The following is a 17,263-nucleotide window of genomic DNA, read 5'->3' on the forward strand; positions in this document are numbered from 1 at the left end:
ACTTTAGATGGGATGGAAAGCGCGCTCACTCGCGTTTCAACACCGACGCAATTTCCTTCGCCAGTTGCTCCGCCCGATAAGGCTTGTTCAGCAGCGTCACGTTGGGTCGCAGCACGCCGTCGCGCGAGATGATGTCGCGGGTATAGCCGGACGCGTAGATCACCGGCACCGGCTGCGGCTGGGCGAACGCCCATTCGGCGAGATCGGCGCATTTCACCTTGCCCGGCATCACCACGTCGGTCAGGATCACGTCCACGCCGATTCCGCTTTCCAGCACGCTCATCGCCGCGTCGCCGCTTGCGGCCTTGAGCACGGTGTAATGCATGGCTTCGAGAATCGCGACCGTCGAGGAGAGCACGGCGACGTCATCGTCGACGACGAGCACGGTTGCGCTGCCCGTGTGCGTGGGAATGCTGCCCGCTTCGGCCGACGAGGTCTCGTCGTCGTAACTGCGCGGAAAGTAGATCTCCACCGTCGTGCCGACATCCACCGTGCTCGACACATGGATATGGCCGCCCGACTGCTTGACGAAGCCGAACACCATCGACAAGCCGAGCCCCGTCCCGTGTCCTTCCGGCTTGGTGGTGAAGAATGGCTCGAAGGCGCGTTCGAGGACATCGGGCGGCATGCCCGTGCCCGTATCGGATACGGAAAGACGCACGTACTCGCCGGGACGCAGGTCGTTGCCCTCACACGCGGCGTGATCCAGCGACTCGTTCGAACACGTGAGCGTGAGCCGGCCATCGCCGCTAATGGCGTCGCGCGCGTTGATCGCGAGATTGAGCAGCGCGTTCTCCAGCTGATTGCGGTCGACGCAGAAATTCCACGCCTGTTCCGGCAACGCGGCGCCGATCACCACCGACGCGCCCACCGCGTGCTGCAGAAGTTCGCGCAACTCGGCAAAAAGCCGCTGCGGATTGATGACCACCGGCGAGAGCGGCTGCCGCCGCGCAAACGACAGCAGTTGCGAGGCGAGCGTCGCGCCGCGCTGCACGGCGTCCAGCGCAGCCTGAACGCGTTCGGGCACGCGCGGGTCGGTCGGCGGCAGATACTGCATCAATTGCAAATTGCCGCTGATGGCCTGCAGCGTGTTGTTGAAGTCGTGCGCGACCCCGCCCGTCATCGCGCCGAGCGCTTCCATCTTCAGGCTTTGACGCAATTGCGCCTCGACCGCGGTGCGCGCCGCAACGGCTTCGGAAATCTTGTCTTCGAGACCGCGCGTCAGTTCCTTGAGGCTTTCTTCGGCGATCTTGCGGTCGTTGATATCGACGATCACGCCGGGAAACCGCTGCGGCGCTCCGGCTTCGTCGTATTCGCAGCGGCCGGACGCGAGAATCCAGATCCAGCCCTCGTCCGGCGTGCGGATGCGATATTCGGCGCGATACGGCGCGCCATCGCGCAAGGTCGCGGCGATCAGCGAAGTCACGCGTCCGCGGTCGTCCGGATGGATGATCTCGAGCGCCGCCTCGATCGGCAAGCCGGTTTCCACTTCCTGAAGCGAGAAGAGGAAAGTGCGCGCGAAACGTTCGTCGCCCTTCACGCGGTTTTGCGTGATTTCCCATACGAAGGTGCCGCGCACGGCGCCCGAATTCAACGCGAGTTGCAGCCGCTCGTTGGTTCCGCGAAACGCCGCTTCGGCCGCACTGCGATTGCGTTCGAGCAGCACGCGCTCGGTCGTCTCGACGACGACTGCAAGCACGCCCACCGGCACGCCTTCATCCGATGCAACCGGGCTGTAGTGCAGATCGAGCCATGTTTCGACGGGATCGTGCTCGCGCGCCAGCACGAAGCGCGTGTCGCGGTAAGTCAGCGACTCGCCGCGCATGCCCGAATCGATCACGTTACGGTTGAAATCCGCCGCCTCGGGCCATGCCTTCTCGATAGCCATGCCGAGGATGCCCGGATGCCGCACACCCGAGAACTTCGCATAGGCTTCGTTGTAGACGAGCGTGCCTTCGTCGCCCCAAAGCAGGGCCATCGGCAATGCGTTGGGCAGCATGACCTGCACGACCGACCGCAAGACCGGCGGCCAGTCGTTGATCGGGCCCAACGGCGTTTTGCGCCAGTCGAAATCGCGTATGAAGCGCGCCGTTTCGCCGACCCATGAATCGAGTTGAGGGCGACCGAAAAAAGTCGAATCCAAATCGGGGAATCCTTTTCCTTTGAACGATGCGCGAAGGGCGCGCACCAATCCGACAGAGTAAAGCTAATTCGCGGCGCGCGAAATGTCGGAGTAGCGTGTTCGCAAGGGGGATGCCTGGTCTTCGACTCGAGGCTTGACGGTTTCGGCACAGCGCCGGTGCATCATTCTGGCTTCGGCTTTTTCACGGCTCTTATCTTGCCTGTGCGCCCGCCGCCGCAAAAAAAGCGCTCGCAGCCGTCCGATTCGAGTCCCGAGACGCCCACGCCTTCCGGCATGTCGAGCCGCTCGAAGACTTCGCCGGTGGCCGGGTCGATGCGTCGCAGTTCGCTCGCGTCGCTTTCCCACGTGGCGTGCCAGAGTTCGCCATCGACCCAGGTGACGCCCGTGACGAAGCGATCGGAATCGATGGTGCGTAGAATTTTGCCATCGCCCGGATCGACTTGATGAATCTTGCGCTCGCGATATTGTCCGACCCAGAGCGTGCCTTCCGCCCACGCGAGACCGGAATCGGCGCCACCGCCGGGAGCGGGAATGGTCGAGACGACCTCGCCGGTTTTTGGATCGACCTTTTGAATGCGGTCCTCGGCAATCTGATACAGATGCTCGCCATCGAAGGCCGTGCCCGCGTGCGCCGCGACCGCGAGCTTGCGTCGGGTCTTGCCGCTTTCGGGGTCGAGCGCGTTGAGGGCATCGCCCGAGGCGAACCAGACTTGCTGTCCGTCCCAGCTCACGCCGTGCACGCCTTCCACTTCGGGAAAAGGTCCGTATTCGCGGATGATCTCCGCCTTTGCGCGTTTCATGTCGCCTTCCTCTTTGCTCACTGGTTGATCGAGACTTCATGCTAGTCGTAGGCCAAACCAGCGGGGAGTAACAAGGCCGTCGTGAAACCGGGCAGGGGTGCGGTCATCCAGCGGCGCGCGCGTCCTTGTCCGTATGCCTGAACCTTGCCCGCCGCCGCGAGCGTCGTAAGCCCACGCTGTACCGTGCGCTGGCTCGATCCAAGCGCTAATGCAAGCGCCGAACTGGACCACGTTTGACCATCGGCGAGAACGGCCAGCAGCGTCGCGTAGGCGTCTTCCGTCGGCTGCGCCAGAACGACGACTTCATCTGCCCGACGCGGCGTCAGCGTGAAGCCGCGCGGCGTCGCGCTCACCGTTGCGAGCGATTGCAGCATCGTCCTCAAGCGCCCGATCTCGACCCGCAAGCGCGCCCGATGCGTGTCGTCCGCATGCTTCATGCGAAACGCCCGCACGATGAGCGTGTCGCGCGGCACGTCGTCCGGCCATGCTTCGGCAAGCGCGCGCGCCAGCGTGAAAAGCACCGGACGCGTGGCGAGCGCAATGGTGACGCCGCCTTCGCGCACGACATTGCGACACGCATCCACGATGAACGCAGCCGATGCAAACAGCGCCTCCACTTCATCGAGCCGCAGGAGCCGCGCTTCGCCTTGTGCGATACGTCTGGCCGCTGGCGCATCGAGCACGCTCGACGCGCTTTCCGCTTCGGCTTCGAGCGCGGCGATACCCGACCGATGCGCCGCCTCTCTCGCGCGCGTCAACGCTTCGCGCGCAGACTGCGTTTCCACACGCCGTATCGAGATTGCCGCCGCAATGAGTTCGCGCGCGGCCTCCGATGCCGGTGGAAGACTTACCGCGTCGAGCGATGCGAGCAAGAGCCGAGCATCGTCCAACCGGCCGAGCAACGCGAGCCTGCGCACCGCCAAAATGCGCGCATGGACCGCGTTGACGTGGTCGCCATGCGCTTCGAGCGTGACGCGCGCGGCATCGAGCGCTTTCTGCGGCCACGCAAGATCGCGCGATGCCAACGCGATCTCCGCTTCGGCGACCACGCATCGCGAACGCGCAACCGCTTCCTTCGCGCCGAATCGACGCGCCGCGCTGCGCAGCAAGGTCTTAGCGCGCGCGAACTCGCCGAGCTGCGCCATGGCGATGCCACGCAGTGCGAGCGCGGCGGCGTCGTCGCGCAATGCAACACGATTGAGCGCGCCAAGGGGGTCGCCGCCCGCGAGCGCGCGCGCCGCCGCGTTGATCAGTGAATCCATGTCGCCTCAAATTCCCGCCACAATTGTCACTCCCCTCAGCTGTGCGTCCGGTACTAATCTAACACCGTGCATTTCGAAACCTCACTCGGGAGACAAGCACGATGACGAGTCATACGACAGGAACGCGCGACGACTGGCTGGCCGCACGCTTGAGCCTTCTTTCGCGCGAAAAGGAACTCACCCGGCAAAGCGATGAACTCGCCGCGGCACGTCAGGCGTTGCCGTGGGTTCGCATCGACAAGACTTATCGCTTCGATACGGAAACAGGAAGCGCCACGCTGGCTGACCTATTCGGCGGCCGCTCGCAGTTGCTCGTTTATCACTTCATGTTCGGGCCGGACTGGAAGGCGGGCTGCCCGTCTTGCTCCGCGATCGCGGATGGCTTCGACGGTTTCGCCATTCATCTCGCGCATCACGATGTCGCGCTGTGGTGCGTGTCCCGCGCGCCCATCGAGAAGCTCGCGGCCTACAAGAAGCGCATGGGATGGCACTTCCCATGGGCCTCCGCGCACGATGGCGACTTCAACTTCGACTTCAACGTGTCGTTCACCGAAGAGCAGCAGCGCGACGGCAGCATCGAATATAACTATGCGAAGAATCGCCACGCGATGGATCAGAAAGACCCGCCCGAAACCGTCAAGCAAGGCGCCGCCGATGTCGGCACGACCGCGCCCGCGTATTCGCTCGACAGACCAGGCTTGAGCGTCTTCGCGATGCAGGACGGCGACGTCTATCACACGTACTCGGCCTACTCGCGAGGTCTCGACAGTCTCTGGGGCATGTATCAGTGGCTCGATCGCGCGCCGAAAGGCCGCAACGAAACCGGCAACTGGTGGAAGCGTCACGACGAATATCCGGACTGACTGCGCGGGCATCGCGCCGGTTAGGCAGAGCGATGCACGCATAAATCGCGCGAATCGCGTAAACCGGTATGGCGTACGAATCCCGCCGCAAACGCCGTATTAATTACCCATTTTTTTCGGATTATTTTTCTTCCTCTTTCTTCTACCTTGCTAACGACGCGAAAGATTTCGCATTGTGAAGCGGCCGCTGAAAATCGCCGATATAAACAAACGACGAAGCGAGAAGAAGATGAAAAACGCGCTGACGGTCTCCATTTGCCTGCCCACCTGCAACCGACCCGAACTGATCGTACAGTGCCTCGACTCCTGCCTCGCGCAGAAGTATCCGCACATCGAAATATTGATCGGGGACGACTCGCGTGACGATCTCACGCAGCAGCTCATCACCGCGTGCTACGCGCACGACGCGCGCGTGCGATATGTACGCAACGACGTGCCGCTCGGGCAAGCACGCAATGTGTCGAGCCTCTTCGAGCGTGCGACGGGCGCGCTCGTCATGCTGATCCACGACGACGACTATCTCGTGCACGACGCCGTCGCGCGGCTCGCGGCGCTTTGGGCGACGTATCCGCATCTGCAGGTCGCGTTCGGCGATCAATACGAGGTCGATCCCGAAGGTCGCGTCGATGTCCACAAAAGCGCGGCGCTCAATGCGGCGTTCCATCGAAAACCGCGCTCGCAAGGCATGCAGCCGCTGCCAGGACGAACCGGTCTTGTGCAAATGTTCCCCAACAATGGCTGGATGGCGCTCGCGGCGCTCGTGCGGGCAGTGGGGTATCGCGAGGAAGTCGGCGCGTGCTGCGATTACGTGTTCGGCGCGCAGTTGTGTCTGGCGGCCAAGCATGTCTGCTATCTGCACGAATACGTTTCGTACTATCGCAAGACGACGGCTTCCGTGTCGCGCAGCACGCGCGGTTCGGTCAGCGCGGCAGCGTTTAGCGCCTACCAGTTCGTTTCGGCGATGACGCTCGATCCATCGCTCGAAGCGGCGCGCGGCATCGCGTTGCGCCGGTTGGCGCCGATCGTCGTTTCGCTGCACGCGCGGCACGATGCGCCGCTCGCCGCGCTGCGCGTCGCCTTCGAACATCCCGATGCCTACACGTATGGCGCAAGTCTCAGGCTCTACTATCACCTCTTGCTGATCGTGCGCGCGCTCGTCGCCATGCGTAGCCGGCAGCGTTCAGGCACGCCGCGTTTTCCCTGATGCGCTGAATGTCCGAGGTTTTCGCACGGTCGATCTCAAAGCCGCGCAGTTATCGGTAACCGTTTCCCTAAAGGCCATCGCGTTGCGGTCGTTATACAGGCGGCCGGTGACATTTCACTGGCCGCGTGGCAGGCGAGAGCATCCTCGCGTGCCGGCGCGCGAACAAGATGCAGCCACCTTTGGGACGAATATGTTTTCCACAATCAAGGGCCGCCTCGCCCTCGCCATGACTCTGCTGAGCATGCTGCTCATCGGCATCGGGCTGGTCGGACTCGTCGGCATGAGCAAGTCCAACGAGACGACCCACGACCTCTTCACGAATGAAATGCCGAGCGCGGTGTCGGTCGGCAATGCGGAAATGTTCATGGCGCGCGAACGTCTGAGCTTCGATCGCGCGGCGCTGAACATCGGCACGAACGCGGCGGACGAGGCCATCGGCCGGGGCGCGCTGATGCGCAAGACTTCCGACGACGCATGGACGAAGTACGCCGCCCTGCCCCAGGCTCCCGGCGAAAAGCAGCTTGCGGACAAATTCAACGAGCAGCGTCTGCAAATGCAGAAGCTGCTCGACGAAGGCTATGCCGACGTGCGCGCGAAGGACCAGGCGAAAGTCACCGCCGACGCCGCCACGATGCAGGCCGCGTTCAACGACTTCGCGAAGACCGGCGTCGAGTTGCGCAAGCTGCAGTTCGACCAGGCGCAAAGCGACTACGACGCGAGCCAGGCGACCTTCGCCATGTTCCGCATGGTGTCGATCATCGCGATCGTGATCGGGCTCGCTGCATCGTCGTATTCGTGGTTCTCGCTGCGCCAGCGCATTGCGCGCCCGCTCGACGCCGCGCTCGAACAGTTCGGCGCCATTGCCGCAGGCGACCTGCGCCGCGATGTGCGCATCACCTCGAACGACGAAATGGGCCAGTTGCTGCGCGGGCTTTCGACCATGCAGGCGAGCCTCGTCGAAACCGTGCGTTCGGTGCGCTCGGGTAGCGAATCGATTGCATCCGCGACCAAGCAGATTGCGGCGGGCAACGTGGACTTGTCCTCGCGCACCGAGGAACAGGCGTCGGCATTGCAGGAAACCGCGTCGAGCATGGATGAGCTCACGGGCACGGTCAAACAGAACGCCGACAACGCGCGCCAGGCGAGCGTGCTGGCTGCCAATGCATCGGAGATCGCGGGCAAGGGCAGCCATGTGGTGTCGCAAGTGGTGACCACGATGGGCGAGATCAACCAGAGCTCGACGAAGATCGCGGACATCATCGCGATCATCGAAGGCATCGCGTTCCAGACCAACATTCTCGCGCTCAACGCAGCCGTGGAAGCGGCGCGTGCAGGTGAAGAAGGACGCGGCTTCGCGGTCGTGGCAGGCGAAGTGCGCTCGCTCGCGCAACGCTCGTCGGCGGCGGCGAAGGAGATCAAGGAACTGATCGATACCTCCGTCGAACGCGTGCAATCCGGCGCGGCGCTCGTCGATGAAGCCGGCCGCACGATGAACGACATCAGCAACGCCGTGCAGCGCGTGACCGACATCATGGGCGAGATCGCGGCGGCATCAGAAGAACAATCGAGCGGTATCGAACAAGTGGCGCGCGCCGTGACGCAAATGGACGAAGTGACGCAGCAGAACGCGGCGCTCGTCGAGGAAGCGGCGGCAGCGGCGCAGTCGCTCGAAGATCAGGCGGGCGCGTTGCGTACCGCAGTCGAAATCTTCCGTCTTCATGACGAAGGCGCACGCATCGCCGCTTGATCGTCTACTGGTTCACCCTGACGGCCCGCGTCTTCTCAAGGAAGCGCGGGCCGCTGCATTTTTTCGAAGCCGCTTTCAAGGACATAACCTGTGGTAATCGCCTCATAAGGCAAATTCAATAGACGGCTATCGCTGTTTTCTCCAGACTTCGGACGTCGGATCGATACACGATTCGCCCTCGATAAGAGCGCGCATGAAGCGCACAAGCCTCGGAGGAGACACGCTATGTTCCATCGACCCAAGGTCACCCGGTCGGTCCTCGCGCTCATGTGCGCGATGTCTTTCATCATGTATCTCGATCGCGTCAACCTGTCCGCCGCGGCAGGCCTGATTCGCGATGATCTTCATCTGAGCAATACCGATATCGGCTTCGTGTTCGGCGCCTTCGCCTACACCTATGCGATCTGCCAGGTAATCGGCGGATGGGTGAGCGATCGCTTCGGCGCGAAGACCACGCTGGTGCTGTGCGCGTCGATCTGGATCGTCGCCACGGTCGCGACGGGCTTCGCGGGCGGCGTCGTATCGCTCTTCTGCGCGCGCATGCTGCTCGGTGTCGGCGAGGGCGCGGCGCTTCCGGCGCAGGCCCGCGCGCTAGTCAACTGGTATCCGGCGCAAAAGCGCGGCTTCGTGCAAGGGCTCACGCATTCGTTCTCGCGCCTGGGCAATGCGCTGACGCCGCCGCTGATCGCGATTCTCGTCGCCTTCGCGTCGTGGCGTGCATCGTTCATTCTGGTGGGCGCGCTGACCGCGGTCTGGGTGCTGGTCTACGCGTGGTACTTCGCCGATAACCCGCGCAAGCATCGACACATCACGGCCGAGGAGATCGCCGAGCTGCCGCCCGAGAATAAGGCGGCCGTGGAGAAGACCCGCGAGCCGACGCCGTGGGGACGTCTCATCAAGCGCATCGGGCCGACCATGATGGTCTACTTCTGCTACGGCTGGACAGGCTGGCTCTTCTTCACGTGGCTGCCGACGTTCTTCATGCACGGACGCGGCCTCGATCTCAAGAGCTCGGCGCTTTTTTCAGCGGGCGTGTTTCTCTCGGGCGTCGTGGGTAATACGGCGGGCGGCGTGATCTCCGACCGTATTCTCAAACGCACCGGCAACGTGGTCGCCGCGCGGCGCAACATGATCATCGTCGCATTTCTCGGCGCGTTGATCTTTCTCGCGCCCGTCATGGTGGTGAAGTCCTTGCCCGTCATGGCAGGCTGCATGAGTCTGTCGTTCTTCTTCCTCGAAATGACCATCGGTCCCATCTGGGCCGTGCCGATGGACATCACGCCCAAGCACGTCGGGATTGCGAGCGGGCTCGTCAATGCGGGATCGGCCATTGCGGGCATCTTCTCGCCGATCGTGTTCGGCTTCATCGTGGACCGCACCGGAAGCTGGACCTTGCCGTTCGGCGGCTCGCTGGGACTGCTTGCGGTGGGTATCGTGATGACGTTCTTCATGCGACCCGATATCGAACTCGATCCGGCGAACGATGCCGATTCCTCGTTGCGCGATGCCGAAGGGAAACTGGCATTCGCGGATCGCCGATGACGGACGGCGACGGCGTCTCGCGCTCGACACGCATGACGCGGCCGCGCCGTCGCCCTAACTAGGCTGCCCGAATCGCCTCGATGACCAGTTGCGTAGCCGGACTGATGCGCCGGTTACTGCGCAGGATCAACCCATAAGGCGCGAGCCGTCCACGCAACGGCGTGGCAATGGAACCGATGGTGTCGAGCGAAGCGTAGTAATCGGCAACCGAACTCGGCAGCACCGCCAACATATCCGAATCGCGCAACAGCGAAAGCGTCGTGAGAATGGAAGACGTCTCGACGGTGCTTACCGGCGGTGCGACGCGTGACTCCCTGAAAGTCTGATCGATGATCTCGCGCATCGGGCTCGGATGCGGCTGCACGATCCACGCATACCCCGCGAGCTCATCCAGTTTCGGGCGTCCGGTCGATTCGAACACTGGATGCCCGGGCCGCGCGACAATCGCCAATGCCTCTTCGGCAAGCGTTTCGAAACTCAAGTCGTTGGCGGGAAACCCGTAGGGAATGCGCCCGACCACGATATCCAGTTGGTCCTGCTGCAAGGCTTGCACGAGCACATCGCTGGTATCGATCTGCACGGTGATATGCAGACGCGGATGCGCGTCCTTCAACTGTACGATCACTTTCGTCAACAGCTCGGGCGCGGGCGCCATGACCGCGCCAATCCGCACTTTGCCGATATCCCCCGCTTCGATGGCCGCGAGTTCTTCGCGCAACTCGTCGAGGTCTTCGAACACCACGCGCGCATAACGCATGACCGCTTCGCCATATACCGTGGCCTGCATGCCGCGCGCATGCCGCACGAACAGCGACGCGCCCATGGTCTCCTCCAGTTCCTTCAACGCCTTGGTCGCGGCGGGCTGCGTCATGGCGAGTTCGTCGGCGGCGCTGCGCAGAGACTCTGTTTCAGAGAGCGCCATCATCAGTTGAAGATGACGCAAGCGCAGGCGTTTGCGGATGGTATTGGCAGGCGCAATCATGTCGGCGATAACCCTGTGAGCGCTTTCCCGCGATAACCGCAGGAAATAACCCGATGCAAATTATTCAATAGTCAGTTATCGCGCAGTTTCGCACACTAGCGTCACCCGAAACAGCCGCGCAAACCCTTCCTCGCGCGGCCTTCCATCAAACAAGAAGGAGACATTCGCGATGAAGATCAAGCATATCCGTGCACGCGTATTCGAATGGAAAGGCAAGGTCGTGCCGCCGCAAGCGCACTTCTGCACGAATGCCGTGGACATTCTCTACGAACGCGGCGACGCCATGGGCTCGTTCCGCTTTCACCAATGGCTCGTGGTCGAAGTGGAGTGCGACGACGGCACCATCGGCATCGGCAATTGCGCGCTTGCGCCGCGCGTGGCCAAGCAGATCGTCGACGAATATCTCGCGCCTATCGCCATTGGCGAAGACCCGTTCGATCACGAATACATCTGGCAGAAGATGTATCGGCGCACGCTTGCCTGGGGGCGCAAGGGTATTGGCATGGCGGCGATCTCGGCTGTCGATATCGCCTTGTGGGACATCATGGGCAAGGCGGTGAAGAAGCCCGTCTTCAAACTGCTCGGCGGACGTACCAAGGAAAAGATCTGGTGCTATGCCTCGAAGCTCTACAACAACGACGACCGCGACGTGTTTCTCGCCGAAGCAAAGAGCTATCTCGACGACGGCTTCACCGCAATGAAGATGCGCTTCGGCTACGGCCCGAAAGACGGCCCAAGCGGCATGGCGAAGAACGTCGAACAGTTGCGTCTCTTGCGTGAACTCGCGGGCGACGACATCGACATCATGGTCGAATGCTATATGGGCTGGACGCTCGAATACGCACGCAGAATGTTGCCGCGCCTGGCCGAATTCAATCCGCGCTGGCTGGAAGAACCGGTCATCGGCGACGATATCGAGGGCTATCAGGAACTGAAGAAGATGAACGTCATCCCGATCTCGGGCGGCGAACACGAGTTCACCATCTACGGCTTCAAGGACCTGCTCGAACGCCGCGCCGTGGACGTCATTCAGTACGACACGAATCGCGTGGGCGGCATCACGGCGGCGCGCAAGATCAACGCAATGGCCGAGGCGTGGTCCGTGCCGGTCATTCCGCATGCCGGACAGATGCACAACTATCACCTCACCATGTCGAGCGTGGCGAGCCCCATGTCCGAGTTCTTCCCGGTCTACGACGTGGAAGTGGGCAACGAGCTTTTCTACTACATCTTCGACGGTGAACCGCAACCGGAGAACGGCTATCTGCAACTCTCCGATGAAACGCCGGGCCTCGGCATCACGCTCTCGGACAAGTATCTGGATGACTTCAACATCATCGAATAACGCATGAACGATGGGCCAATGCAGCCCTCGACATCAAGGATTGGAGACACGCAATGGAAAGCAGAATAGAAGCGCCCGCGCTCGACGCGGTTACGTCGGAGCGCGCGACGAGCGTGCGCTGGCGCATCTTTGGCGTGGTGTTTCTCATCACACTGATCAATCTCGTCGATCGCATCTCGCTTTCCATCGCGATGCCCACCATCGCCAAGGAATACGCGCTCTCGCCCGCCATGCAGGGGCTGATCCTGTCGAGCTTCTTCTGGTCGTATGCGCTGTTGCAGATACCGGGCGGATGGCTCATCGACCGCTACGGTCCGCGCAAGATCATCGCGGGCGCGACGGTGTTGTGGGGCATTTTCCAGACCTTGATGGGCGCTGCCGGCGGCGGTCTGTCGATGCTGTTCCTGCGTGTGGGTCTGGGCGGCGCCGAAGCACCGCTCTTTCCCGCCGGCAGCAAGCTCAATGCATTGTGGCTCTCGAAGAAAGAGCGCGGTCGCGGCGCCGTATTGATGGATGCGGGCTCGCCATTGGGCGCGGCCATCGGCGGGCTTGCAATCTCCAATCTCATCCTCGCGTTCGGCTCGTGGCGCATGGCGTTCGTCGTGGCGGGCATCGCGACCATCGCGGCGGGCTGGCTCGCATGGCGTTATCTGCGCGACGATCCCGCGAAGCATCCCTTCGTGAATGGCGCGGAACTCGCGCGAATTCGTGACGGCGCGGCCCCGGTCGCCGCGAGCGTCATCGCCGAGGAACCCTTGCCGCTGCGCTCGACCATCGCCATGTGCGTAGGCCGCATGAGCTGGGCGATGATCTTCTTCGGGCTCATCACGTGGGGACCGAGCTATCTGACGCAAGCACGCGGCTTGAGTCTTTCGCAGATCGGCGCGGCCACGTTCTTCATCTTCTTTTCCGGCGCTTTGGGCTCGCTGTCGGGCGGCTTTCTCTGCGATGCACTTTGCACGCACGGCTTCTCGCGCGGCAAGGTGGTCAAAAGCATGATCGCGCTGTCGGGCATCACGACGCTTGCCGTATTCGCCGCGCTGCCGACCATTCAGTCGCCGGTGAGTGCGGTCGCGGTGCTGTGCGCAGCGTCGTTCTTGCTGATGTGGGGTAGTCTCTACTGGAGCCTGCCTTCGTTGCTCGCGACGCCGGGGCGCGTCGGTCTGCTCGGTGCATGCATGAACTGCGCGGGCAGCGTCGGCGGCATCTCGATTCCGCTCATCACCGGTTTCATCCTGCAGCGAACCGGTTCGTTCGATACGGTGCTGCATTTCTACAGTGCCTGCGCGCTGGTGTATATCTTCGGCTCGATCGCCATCGATCTGCGCCGTACCCGCTAAAAAACTCAAAGGTTGATCCGTCATGAAACCTCGCATTGCTGTCCTTCTCGGCGACCCCGCCGGCATCGGCCCCGAACTCATCGCGCGTCTCGTTGCACGGCCGGAAAATCGCAAGCGTGCCGATCTGCTCATCATCGGCGACCGGCGCGAACTCGATCGCGGCATGGAGATCGCGCGGCAACGTTTCGATTACACCGTGGTGAACGATGAAGCCGCCGCCGCGCGCGATACCGACGTGCCTTCGCTCATCGACTTCCGCCTGCCCGACGACGCGCCTTACGAGCCCGCCGTATCCACGGAACGCGGCGGACGCTACAGCCTGGAAGCGTTCAAACAAGCCCTGCAACTGACGCGCGCGAACCGCACCAACGCCATGTTGTTCGCGCCCGTCAACAAGACCTCGCTGCACATGGCGGGCATGGACACGAACGACGAGATGGAATGGTTCGCGCATCAGCTCGACTATGCCGGCGCATTTTGCGAATTCAACGTGCTCGATGAACTGTGGACCTCGCGCGTCACGTCCCACATTGCATTGAAGGACGTGAGCGCGCGGCTTTCTGACGAACGCATAGTCGGCGCGGTGCAGTTGATTCACGACGGACTCAAACGCGCGGGCATCGCGGCGCCTCGTATCGCGGTCTGCGGCTTCAATCCGCACAACGGCGACAACGGCGCATTCGGCCGCGAAGAGATCGATGTCATCACGCCGGCCGTGGAGCATGCACGCGCGCTCGGTTACGATGCGCAAGGCCCCTTTCCCGCCGACACCATCTTCGTGCGTGCACGCGACCAAAAGGTCTTCGATGGCGTCGTCACCATGTATCACGACCAAGGCCAGATCGCGATGAAGCTCATGGGCTTCTGGCGCGGCGTCACGGTGCACGGCGGCTTGCCTGTGCCCATCGCGACGCCCGCGCACGGCACCGCGTTCGATATCCACGGCAAGGGTTCCGCCGATGTTGGCGCTACACAGAAGGCATTTGATATTCTCGTGCGCATGGCACAAGACCGCGTGAGCTAAGAGCCCATGATGCACGCCCATATCGATGCCTTGCGCGAGCGCTTCCTGCAAAGCGGCGACGATGCCGACCTGCCTGTCGTCGATGCGCATCATCATTTCTGGGACCTCGCGAACAACTATCATCCGTGGCTGCGCGATCTGCCGCGCATTCCGTTCCGTTATGGCGATTACGCGGCCATCTGCCATGACTTCCTGCCCGACGATTACTTTGCGCAGGCGGCGAGTCATCGCGTGGTCAAGACGGTGATGATGGAAGGCGAATGGGACGCGCGCGATCCGCTCGGCGAAGCGCGCTGGGCGAGCGCGCTCAACGCGCGCACCGGCCTGCCCAATGCAATGGCCGGGCAAATCTGGCTGGATCGCGAAGACGTGCGCGCGGTGCTTGATGGATATCGTGGTTTGCCGCTCGTGCGCAGCGTGCGTCATAAGCCCAAGACCGTGCCGCGCGCGGAGCATCGCGCGGATTTCTCGGCAGCGGGTTCCATGCGCTGCGAACGATGGCGGCGTGGTTACGCGCTGCTCGCGGCATATGATCTGATGTTCGAACTGCAGGCTCCGTGGTGGCATTTCGCGGAAGCGGCCGAACTTGCGCGCGACTTTCCCGATGTGAAGATCATCGTGAATCACACGGGCTTACCGGCCGATCGCAGCGAGGAGGCGTTGCGCGCATGGCGCGCCGCGCTCGATACGCTCGCGCGCTGGCCCAACGTGTGGCTCAAGATATCCGGCATCGGCGAAGCGGGGATAAACTGGAGCGTGGAGCGCAACGGGCCGGTGGTCTGCGAGGCCATCGCGAGCTTCGGCGTCGAGCGCTGCATGTTCGCGAGTAATTTTCCGGTGGATAGCCTTGTCGTTTCGCTGGACAATCTTTTCGGCGGCTTCAAGGCGATGGTCGCGCACCGAACGCCCGCGGAAAGACTGGCCCTTTTCCACGACAATGCCAGCGCCCTCTATCGCATCTAAATCCAGGAGACAACAATCAATGGCAGCTCCCCTTTATCGCGGCGTGTTCCCCGTCGCGCCTACCATCTTCGACGACGCAGGCAAGCTCGATCTCGAAGGCCAGAAGCGCGCCATCGACTTCATGATCGATGCCGGTTCGAACGGCTTGTGCATTCTCGCGAACTTCTCGGAGCAGTTCGCGCTGACGGACGCAGAGCGCGATGCCGTGCAGCGCACCGTGCTGGAACATGTCGCGGGCCGCGTGCCGGTGATCGTCACGACGACGCATTTCAGCTCGCGCGTTTGCGCCGAACGCAGCCGCGCGGCGCAGGACGCGGGCGCGGCCATGGTCATGGTCATGCCGCCTTATCACGGCGCGACTATCCGCGTGAGCGAGCGCGGCATTCAGGATTTCTTCGCGAAGGTGTCGGACGCCATCGACATTCCGATCATGATTCAGGATGCGCCCGTCGCGGGCACGCCGCTGTCCGCGCCCTTTCTCGCGAAGCTCGCGCGTGAAGTCGAAAACGTGTCGTACTTCAAGATCGAAACGGCGCAGGCTGCGTCGAAGCTGCGCGAGCTGATCGAACTCGGCGGCGATGCCATCGTCGGCCCGTGGGATGGCGAAGAAGCGATCACGCTGATCCCCGATTTCGATGCAGGCGCGACCGGCGCGATGACGGGCGGCGGCTATCCCGACGGCATCCGCAAGATCGTCGATGCCTACGCTGCCGGCAACACCGACGAAGCCGCCGAGTTGTATCAGCAATGGCTTCCGCTCATCAATTACGAGAACCGCCAGTGTGGGCTTGCCGCATGCAAGACGCTGATGAAGGAAGGCGGCGTGATCGGCTCGGACGCGGTGAGGCATCCGCTTGCGCCGATGCATCCTAAAGTGCGCGAAGGCTTGCTCAAGGTGGCGCGAAAGCTCGACCCGCTGGTGCTGCGCTGGGGGCACTGACGCCGCTTTAATGGCCTGAAGTCCTCCCCTACTTTGCGCGGTCAATGACCTGCCGTGCGGTCTCCGTCGCGAGATCCGCATGCAGCTCGGCCCACTTCCCGAGCAAGGTGGCGTCGTCGGTAAAGAAGATCGGCGGCTCGATCCAGGCTTGCACCTTGCCGTCTTTCGACGATGCTTCGAACACGCGCAGATCGGGGTCGTCGCTGACGCCCGCGCGAAGCAGCTCGCGAAACGACAGCGATTCGCGTACGCGCACTTCATGCACCGGCACATCGCGAAGAATGGAGACGGCCGCGCGCGCGATGCGCAAGGCGCTCTCTCGTCCATCGGCCATCAGAAACAAAGTGACGCCGCCTGGTGCCGACAACGCCAGGCGGAAGAGTGCAAGTCTGCATCGTTCGCTCAAGCGCGTGCTCATCGAACGGCTTCCATGCCATGACGTTGCATGACAGCGCCGGCTTCCGGAGAACTCAGGTAAGCAAGAAGGGAGCGCGCGAGCACGGGTTCGCGCGCGGCCGTGCACACGGCGCCCTGAAATACCGTGAGCGTCTGAATGTCCGCAGGCAACGGACCCACTACGTCGATGCCCGCGACGCCGATCAGCTCGCTCGTCTGCTGAAAGCCCAGCTCCACTTCTCCTTGCGCGATAAGTCCGCCCACGGCCACGCCGGGCGGCGCCTGCACGATACGCGACGACACCTCCTGAAGCACGCCCCAGCGCTCGAACAGCCGCATGAGATACGCGCCGCTCGGCCCGGTCGAATAGCCGATACTGCGCGCGGCCAACACTGCGTGACGCACGGCGCTTTCGTCGTCGATGGAAGGATGCGGCGCGCCCGCCTTCACCGCGACGGCCACGCCCGAACGCGCGATATCCACGCGGCTCGCCGGATCGATACGTCCCGCTTCGGCAAGACGCTCGATGGCGTTCGCGGCCAGCACGACGATATCGAACGCCTCGCCTTCCTCGATACGCCGCAACGCCGCCACGCCGCCCGTCGATTCGATCGCGACCGGCTGCGCGAATGCGCTTGCATAAGCATGGGTGAGATCGACGAGCAGATGCTTCGTCGCCATCGACGAGATGCCGGTGATCGTCGTTGCCATA

15 protein-coding genes are annotated in these 17,263 nt (G+C 62.8%); 9 read left to right on the top strand and 6 right to left on the bottom strand.

Features of this window, described 5'->3' with window-relative positions; translation table 11 throughout:
* Positions 1 to 25: 25 nt before the first annotated feature.
* The 3 genes from NCR98_RS27745 to NCR98_RS27755 all read right to left on the bottom strand — a co-directional run bounded on the left by NCR98_RS27745 (position 26) and on the right by NCR98_RS27755 (position 4,205).
* Entirely contained in the window at positions 26 to 2,143 is a 2,118-nt protein-coding gene (locus NCR98_RS27745) for a hybrid sensor histidine kinase/response regulator (protein WP_250527957.1), read from the bottom strand.
* A 161-nt stretch (positions 2,144 to 2,304) separates the two neighbouring features.
* Complete coding sequence (locus tag NCR98_RS27750) at positions 2,305 to 2,943, bottom strand: Vgb family protein (RefSeq protein WP_250527958.1); 639 nt, start codon at positions 2,941 to 2,943, stop codon at positions 2,305 to 2,307.
* Between the two features lie 41 nt (positions 2,944 to 2,984).
* Positions 2,985 to 4,205, bottom strand: a complete 1,221-nt coding sequence (locus NCR98_RS27755; RefSeq protein WP_250527959.1) for a helix-turn-helix domain-containing protein — start codon at positions 4,203 to 4,205, stop codon at positions 2,985 to 2,987.
* A 101-nt stretch (positions 4,206 to 4,306) separates the two neighbouring features.
* Here NCR98_RS27755 and NCR98_RS27760 point away from each other — a divergent pair, with 101 nt between their 5' ends.
* The 4 genes from NCR98_RS27760 to NCR98_RS27775 all read left to right on the top strand — a co-directional run bounded on the left by NCR98_RS27760 (position 4,307) and on the right by NCR98_RS27775 (position 9,561).
* Positions 4,307 to 5,068 carry a DUF899 domain-containing protein gene (locus tag NCR98_RS27760; RefSeq protein ID WP_250527960.1) on the top strand — a complete coding sequence of 254 codons (762 nt, stop codon included), beginning with the start codon at positions 4,307 to 4,309 and terminating at the stop codon, positions 5,066 to 5,068.
* Between the two features lie 229 nt (positions 5,069 to 5,297).
* A complete protein-coding gene (locus NCR98_RS27765) occupies positions 5,298 to 6,272 on the top strand; it encodes a glycosyltransferase family 2 protein (RefSeq protein WP_250527961.1) in 975 nt (324 codons plus the stop codon).
* A gap of 190 nt (positions 6,273 to 6,462) precedes the next feature.
* Complete coding sequence (locus tag NCR98_RS27770) at positions 6,463 to 8,019, top strand: methyl-accepting chemotaxis protein (protein WP_284503442.1); 1,557 nt, start codon at positions 6,463 to 6,465, stop codon at positions 8,017 to 8,019.
* A gap of 225 nt (positions 8,020 to 8,244) precedes the next feature.
* Positions 8,245 to 9,561, top strand: coding sequence for an MFS transporter (locus tag NCR98_RS27775; RefSeq protein ID WP_250527962.1), 1,317 nt, complete (start codon positions 8,245 to 8,247; stop codon positions 9,559 to 9,561).
* A 58-nt stretch (positions 9,562 to 9,619) separates the two neighbouring features.
* Here NCR98_RS27775 and NCR98_RS27780 read toward each other — a convergent pair whose 3' ends face one another.
* Positions 9,620 to 10,543 carry a LysR family transcriptional regulator gene (locus NCR98_RS27780; protein ID WP_250527963.1) on the bottom strand — a complete coding sequence of 308 codons (924 nt, stop codon included), beginning with the start codon at positions 10,541 to 10,543 and terminating at the stop codon, positions 9,620 to 9,622.
* Positions 10,544 to 10,712: 169 nt separating this feature from the next.
* Here NCR98_RS27780 and NCR98_RS27785 point away from each other — a divergent pair, with 169 nt between their 5' ends.
* From NCR98_RS27785 to NCR98_RS27805, 5 genes are read left to right on the top strand one after another with little or no spacing between them, the layout of a single operon-like run.
* On the top strand, positions 10,713 to 11,888 hold the full coding sequence (locus NCR98_RS27785) for an L-rhamnonate dehydratase (RefSeq protein WP_244830028.1): 1,176 nt from the start codon (positions 10,713 to 10,715) through the stop codon (positions 11,886 to 11,888).
* A 53-nt stretch (positions 11,889 to 11,941) separates the two neighbouring features.
* On the top strand, positions 11,942 to 13,228 hold the full coding sequence (locus NCR98_RS27790; RefSeq protein WP_244830027.1) for an MFS transporter: 1,287 nt from the start codon (positions 11,942 to 11,944) through the stop codon (positions 13,226 to 13,228).
* A gap of 22 nt (positions 13,229 to 13,250) precedes the next feature.
* Positions 13,251 to 14,252: a 4-hydroxythreonine-4-phosphate dehydrogenase PdxA gene (locus NCR98_RS27795; protein WP_244830026.1), complete on the top strand. Its 1,002-nt coding sequence runs from the start codon at positions 13,251 to 13,253 to the stop codon at positions 14,250 to 14,252.
* Positions 14,253 to 14,258: 6 nt separating this feature from the next.
* A complete protein-coding gene (locus NCR98_RS27800; RefSeq protein ID WP_250527964.1) occupies positions 14,259 to 15,215 on the top strand; it encodes an amidohydrolase family protein in 957 nt (318 codons plus the stop codon).
* 19 nt (positions 15,216 to 15,234) lie between these two features.
* Positions 15,235 to 16,155 carry a dihydrodipicolinate synthase family protein gene (locus NCR98_RS27805; protein ID WP_250527965.1) on the top strand — a complete coding sequence of 307 codons (921 nt, stop codon included), beginning with the start codon at positions 15,235 to 15,237 and terminating at the stop codon, positions 16,153 to 16,155.
* Between the two features lie 28 nt (positions 16,156 to 16,183).
* On the opposite strand, the gene NCR98_RS27810 is transcribed toward NCR98_RS27805, so the two are convergent.
* Both NCR98_RS27810 and NCR98_RS27815 read right to left on the bottom strand, forming a co-directional pair.
* Positions 16,184 to 16,573: a hypothetical protein gene (locus NCR98_RS27810; protein ID WP_250527966.1), complete on the bottom strand. Its 390-nt coding sequence runs from the start codon at positions 16,571 to 16,573 to the stop codon at positions 16,184 to 16,186.
* On the bottom strand, positions 16,570 to 17,262 hold the full coding sequence (locus NCR98_RS27815; protein ID WP_250527967.1) for a substrate-binding domain-containing protein: 693 nt from the start codon (positions 17,260 to 17,262) through the stop codon (positions 16,570 to 16,572). The genes NCR98_RS27810 and NCR98_RS27815 overlap by 4 nt, the downstream gene beginning before the upstream one ends.
* Between the last annotated feature and the right edge of the window lies 1 nt (position 17,263).

The organism is Caballeronia sp. GAWG2-1 (assembly GCF_023631405.1).
In the GTDB taxonomy this organism is placed as follows: domain Bacteria; phylum Pseudomonadota; class Gammaproteobacteria; order Burkholderiales; family Burkholderiaceae; genus Caballeronia.

Coding starts and splice junctions, on each gene's coding strand:
- NCR98_RS27750 (WP_250527958.1), bottom strand. CDS start 2,943: ATGAAACGCGCAAAGGCGGAGATCATCCGCGAATACGGACCTTTTCCC.
- NCR98_RS27755 (WP_250527959.1), bottom strand. CDS start 4,205: ATGGATTCACTGATCAACGCGGCGGCGCGCGCGCTCGCGGGCGGCGAC.
- NCR98_RS27760 (WP_250527960.1), top strand. CDS start 4,307: ATGACGAGTCATACGACAGGAACGCGCGACGACTGGCTGGCCGCACGC.
- NCR98_RS27765 (WP_250527961.1), top strand. CDS start 5,298: ATGAAAAACGCGCTGACGGTCTCCATTTGCCTGCCCACCTGCAACCGA.
- NCR98_RS27770 (WP_284503442.1), top strand. CDS start 6,463: ATGTTTTCCACAATCAAGGGCCGCCTCGCCCTCGCCATGACTCTGCTG.
- NCR98_RS27775 (WP_250527962.1), top strand. CDS start 8,245: ATGTTCCATCGACCCAAGGTCACCCGGTCGGTCCTCGCGCTCATGTGC.
- NCR98_RS27780 (WP_250527963.1), bottom strand. CDS start 10,543: ATGATTGCGCCTGCCAATACCATCCGCAAACGCCTGCGCTTGCGTCAT.
- NCR98_RS27785 (WP_244830028.1), top strand. CDS start 10,713: ATGAAGATCAAGCATATCCGTGCACGCGTATTCGAATGGAAAGGCAAG.
- NCR98_RS27790 (WP_244830027.1), top strand. CDS start 11,942: ATGGAAAGCAGAATAGAAGCGCCCGCGCTCGACGCGGTTACGTCGGAG.
- NCR98_RS27795 (WP_244830026.1), top strand. CDS start 13,251: ATGAAACCTCGCATTGCTGTCCTTCTCGGCGACCCCGCCGGCATCGGC.
- NCR98_RS27800 (WP_250527964.1), top strand. CDS start 14,259: ATGATGCACGCCCATATCGATGCCTTGCGCGAGCGCTTCCTGCAAAGC.
- NCR98_RS27805 (WP_250527965.1), top strand. CDS start 15,235: ATGGCAGCTCCCCTTTATCGCGGCGTGTTCCCCGTCGCGCCTACCATC.
- NCR98_RS27810 (WP_250527966.1), bottom strand. CDS start 16,573: ATGAGCACGCGCTTGAGCGAACGATGCAGACTTGCACTCTTCCGCCTG.
- NCR98_RS27815 (WP_250527967.1), bottom strand. CDS start 17,262: ATGGCAACGACGATCACCGGCATCTCGTCGATGGCGACGAAGCATCTG.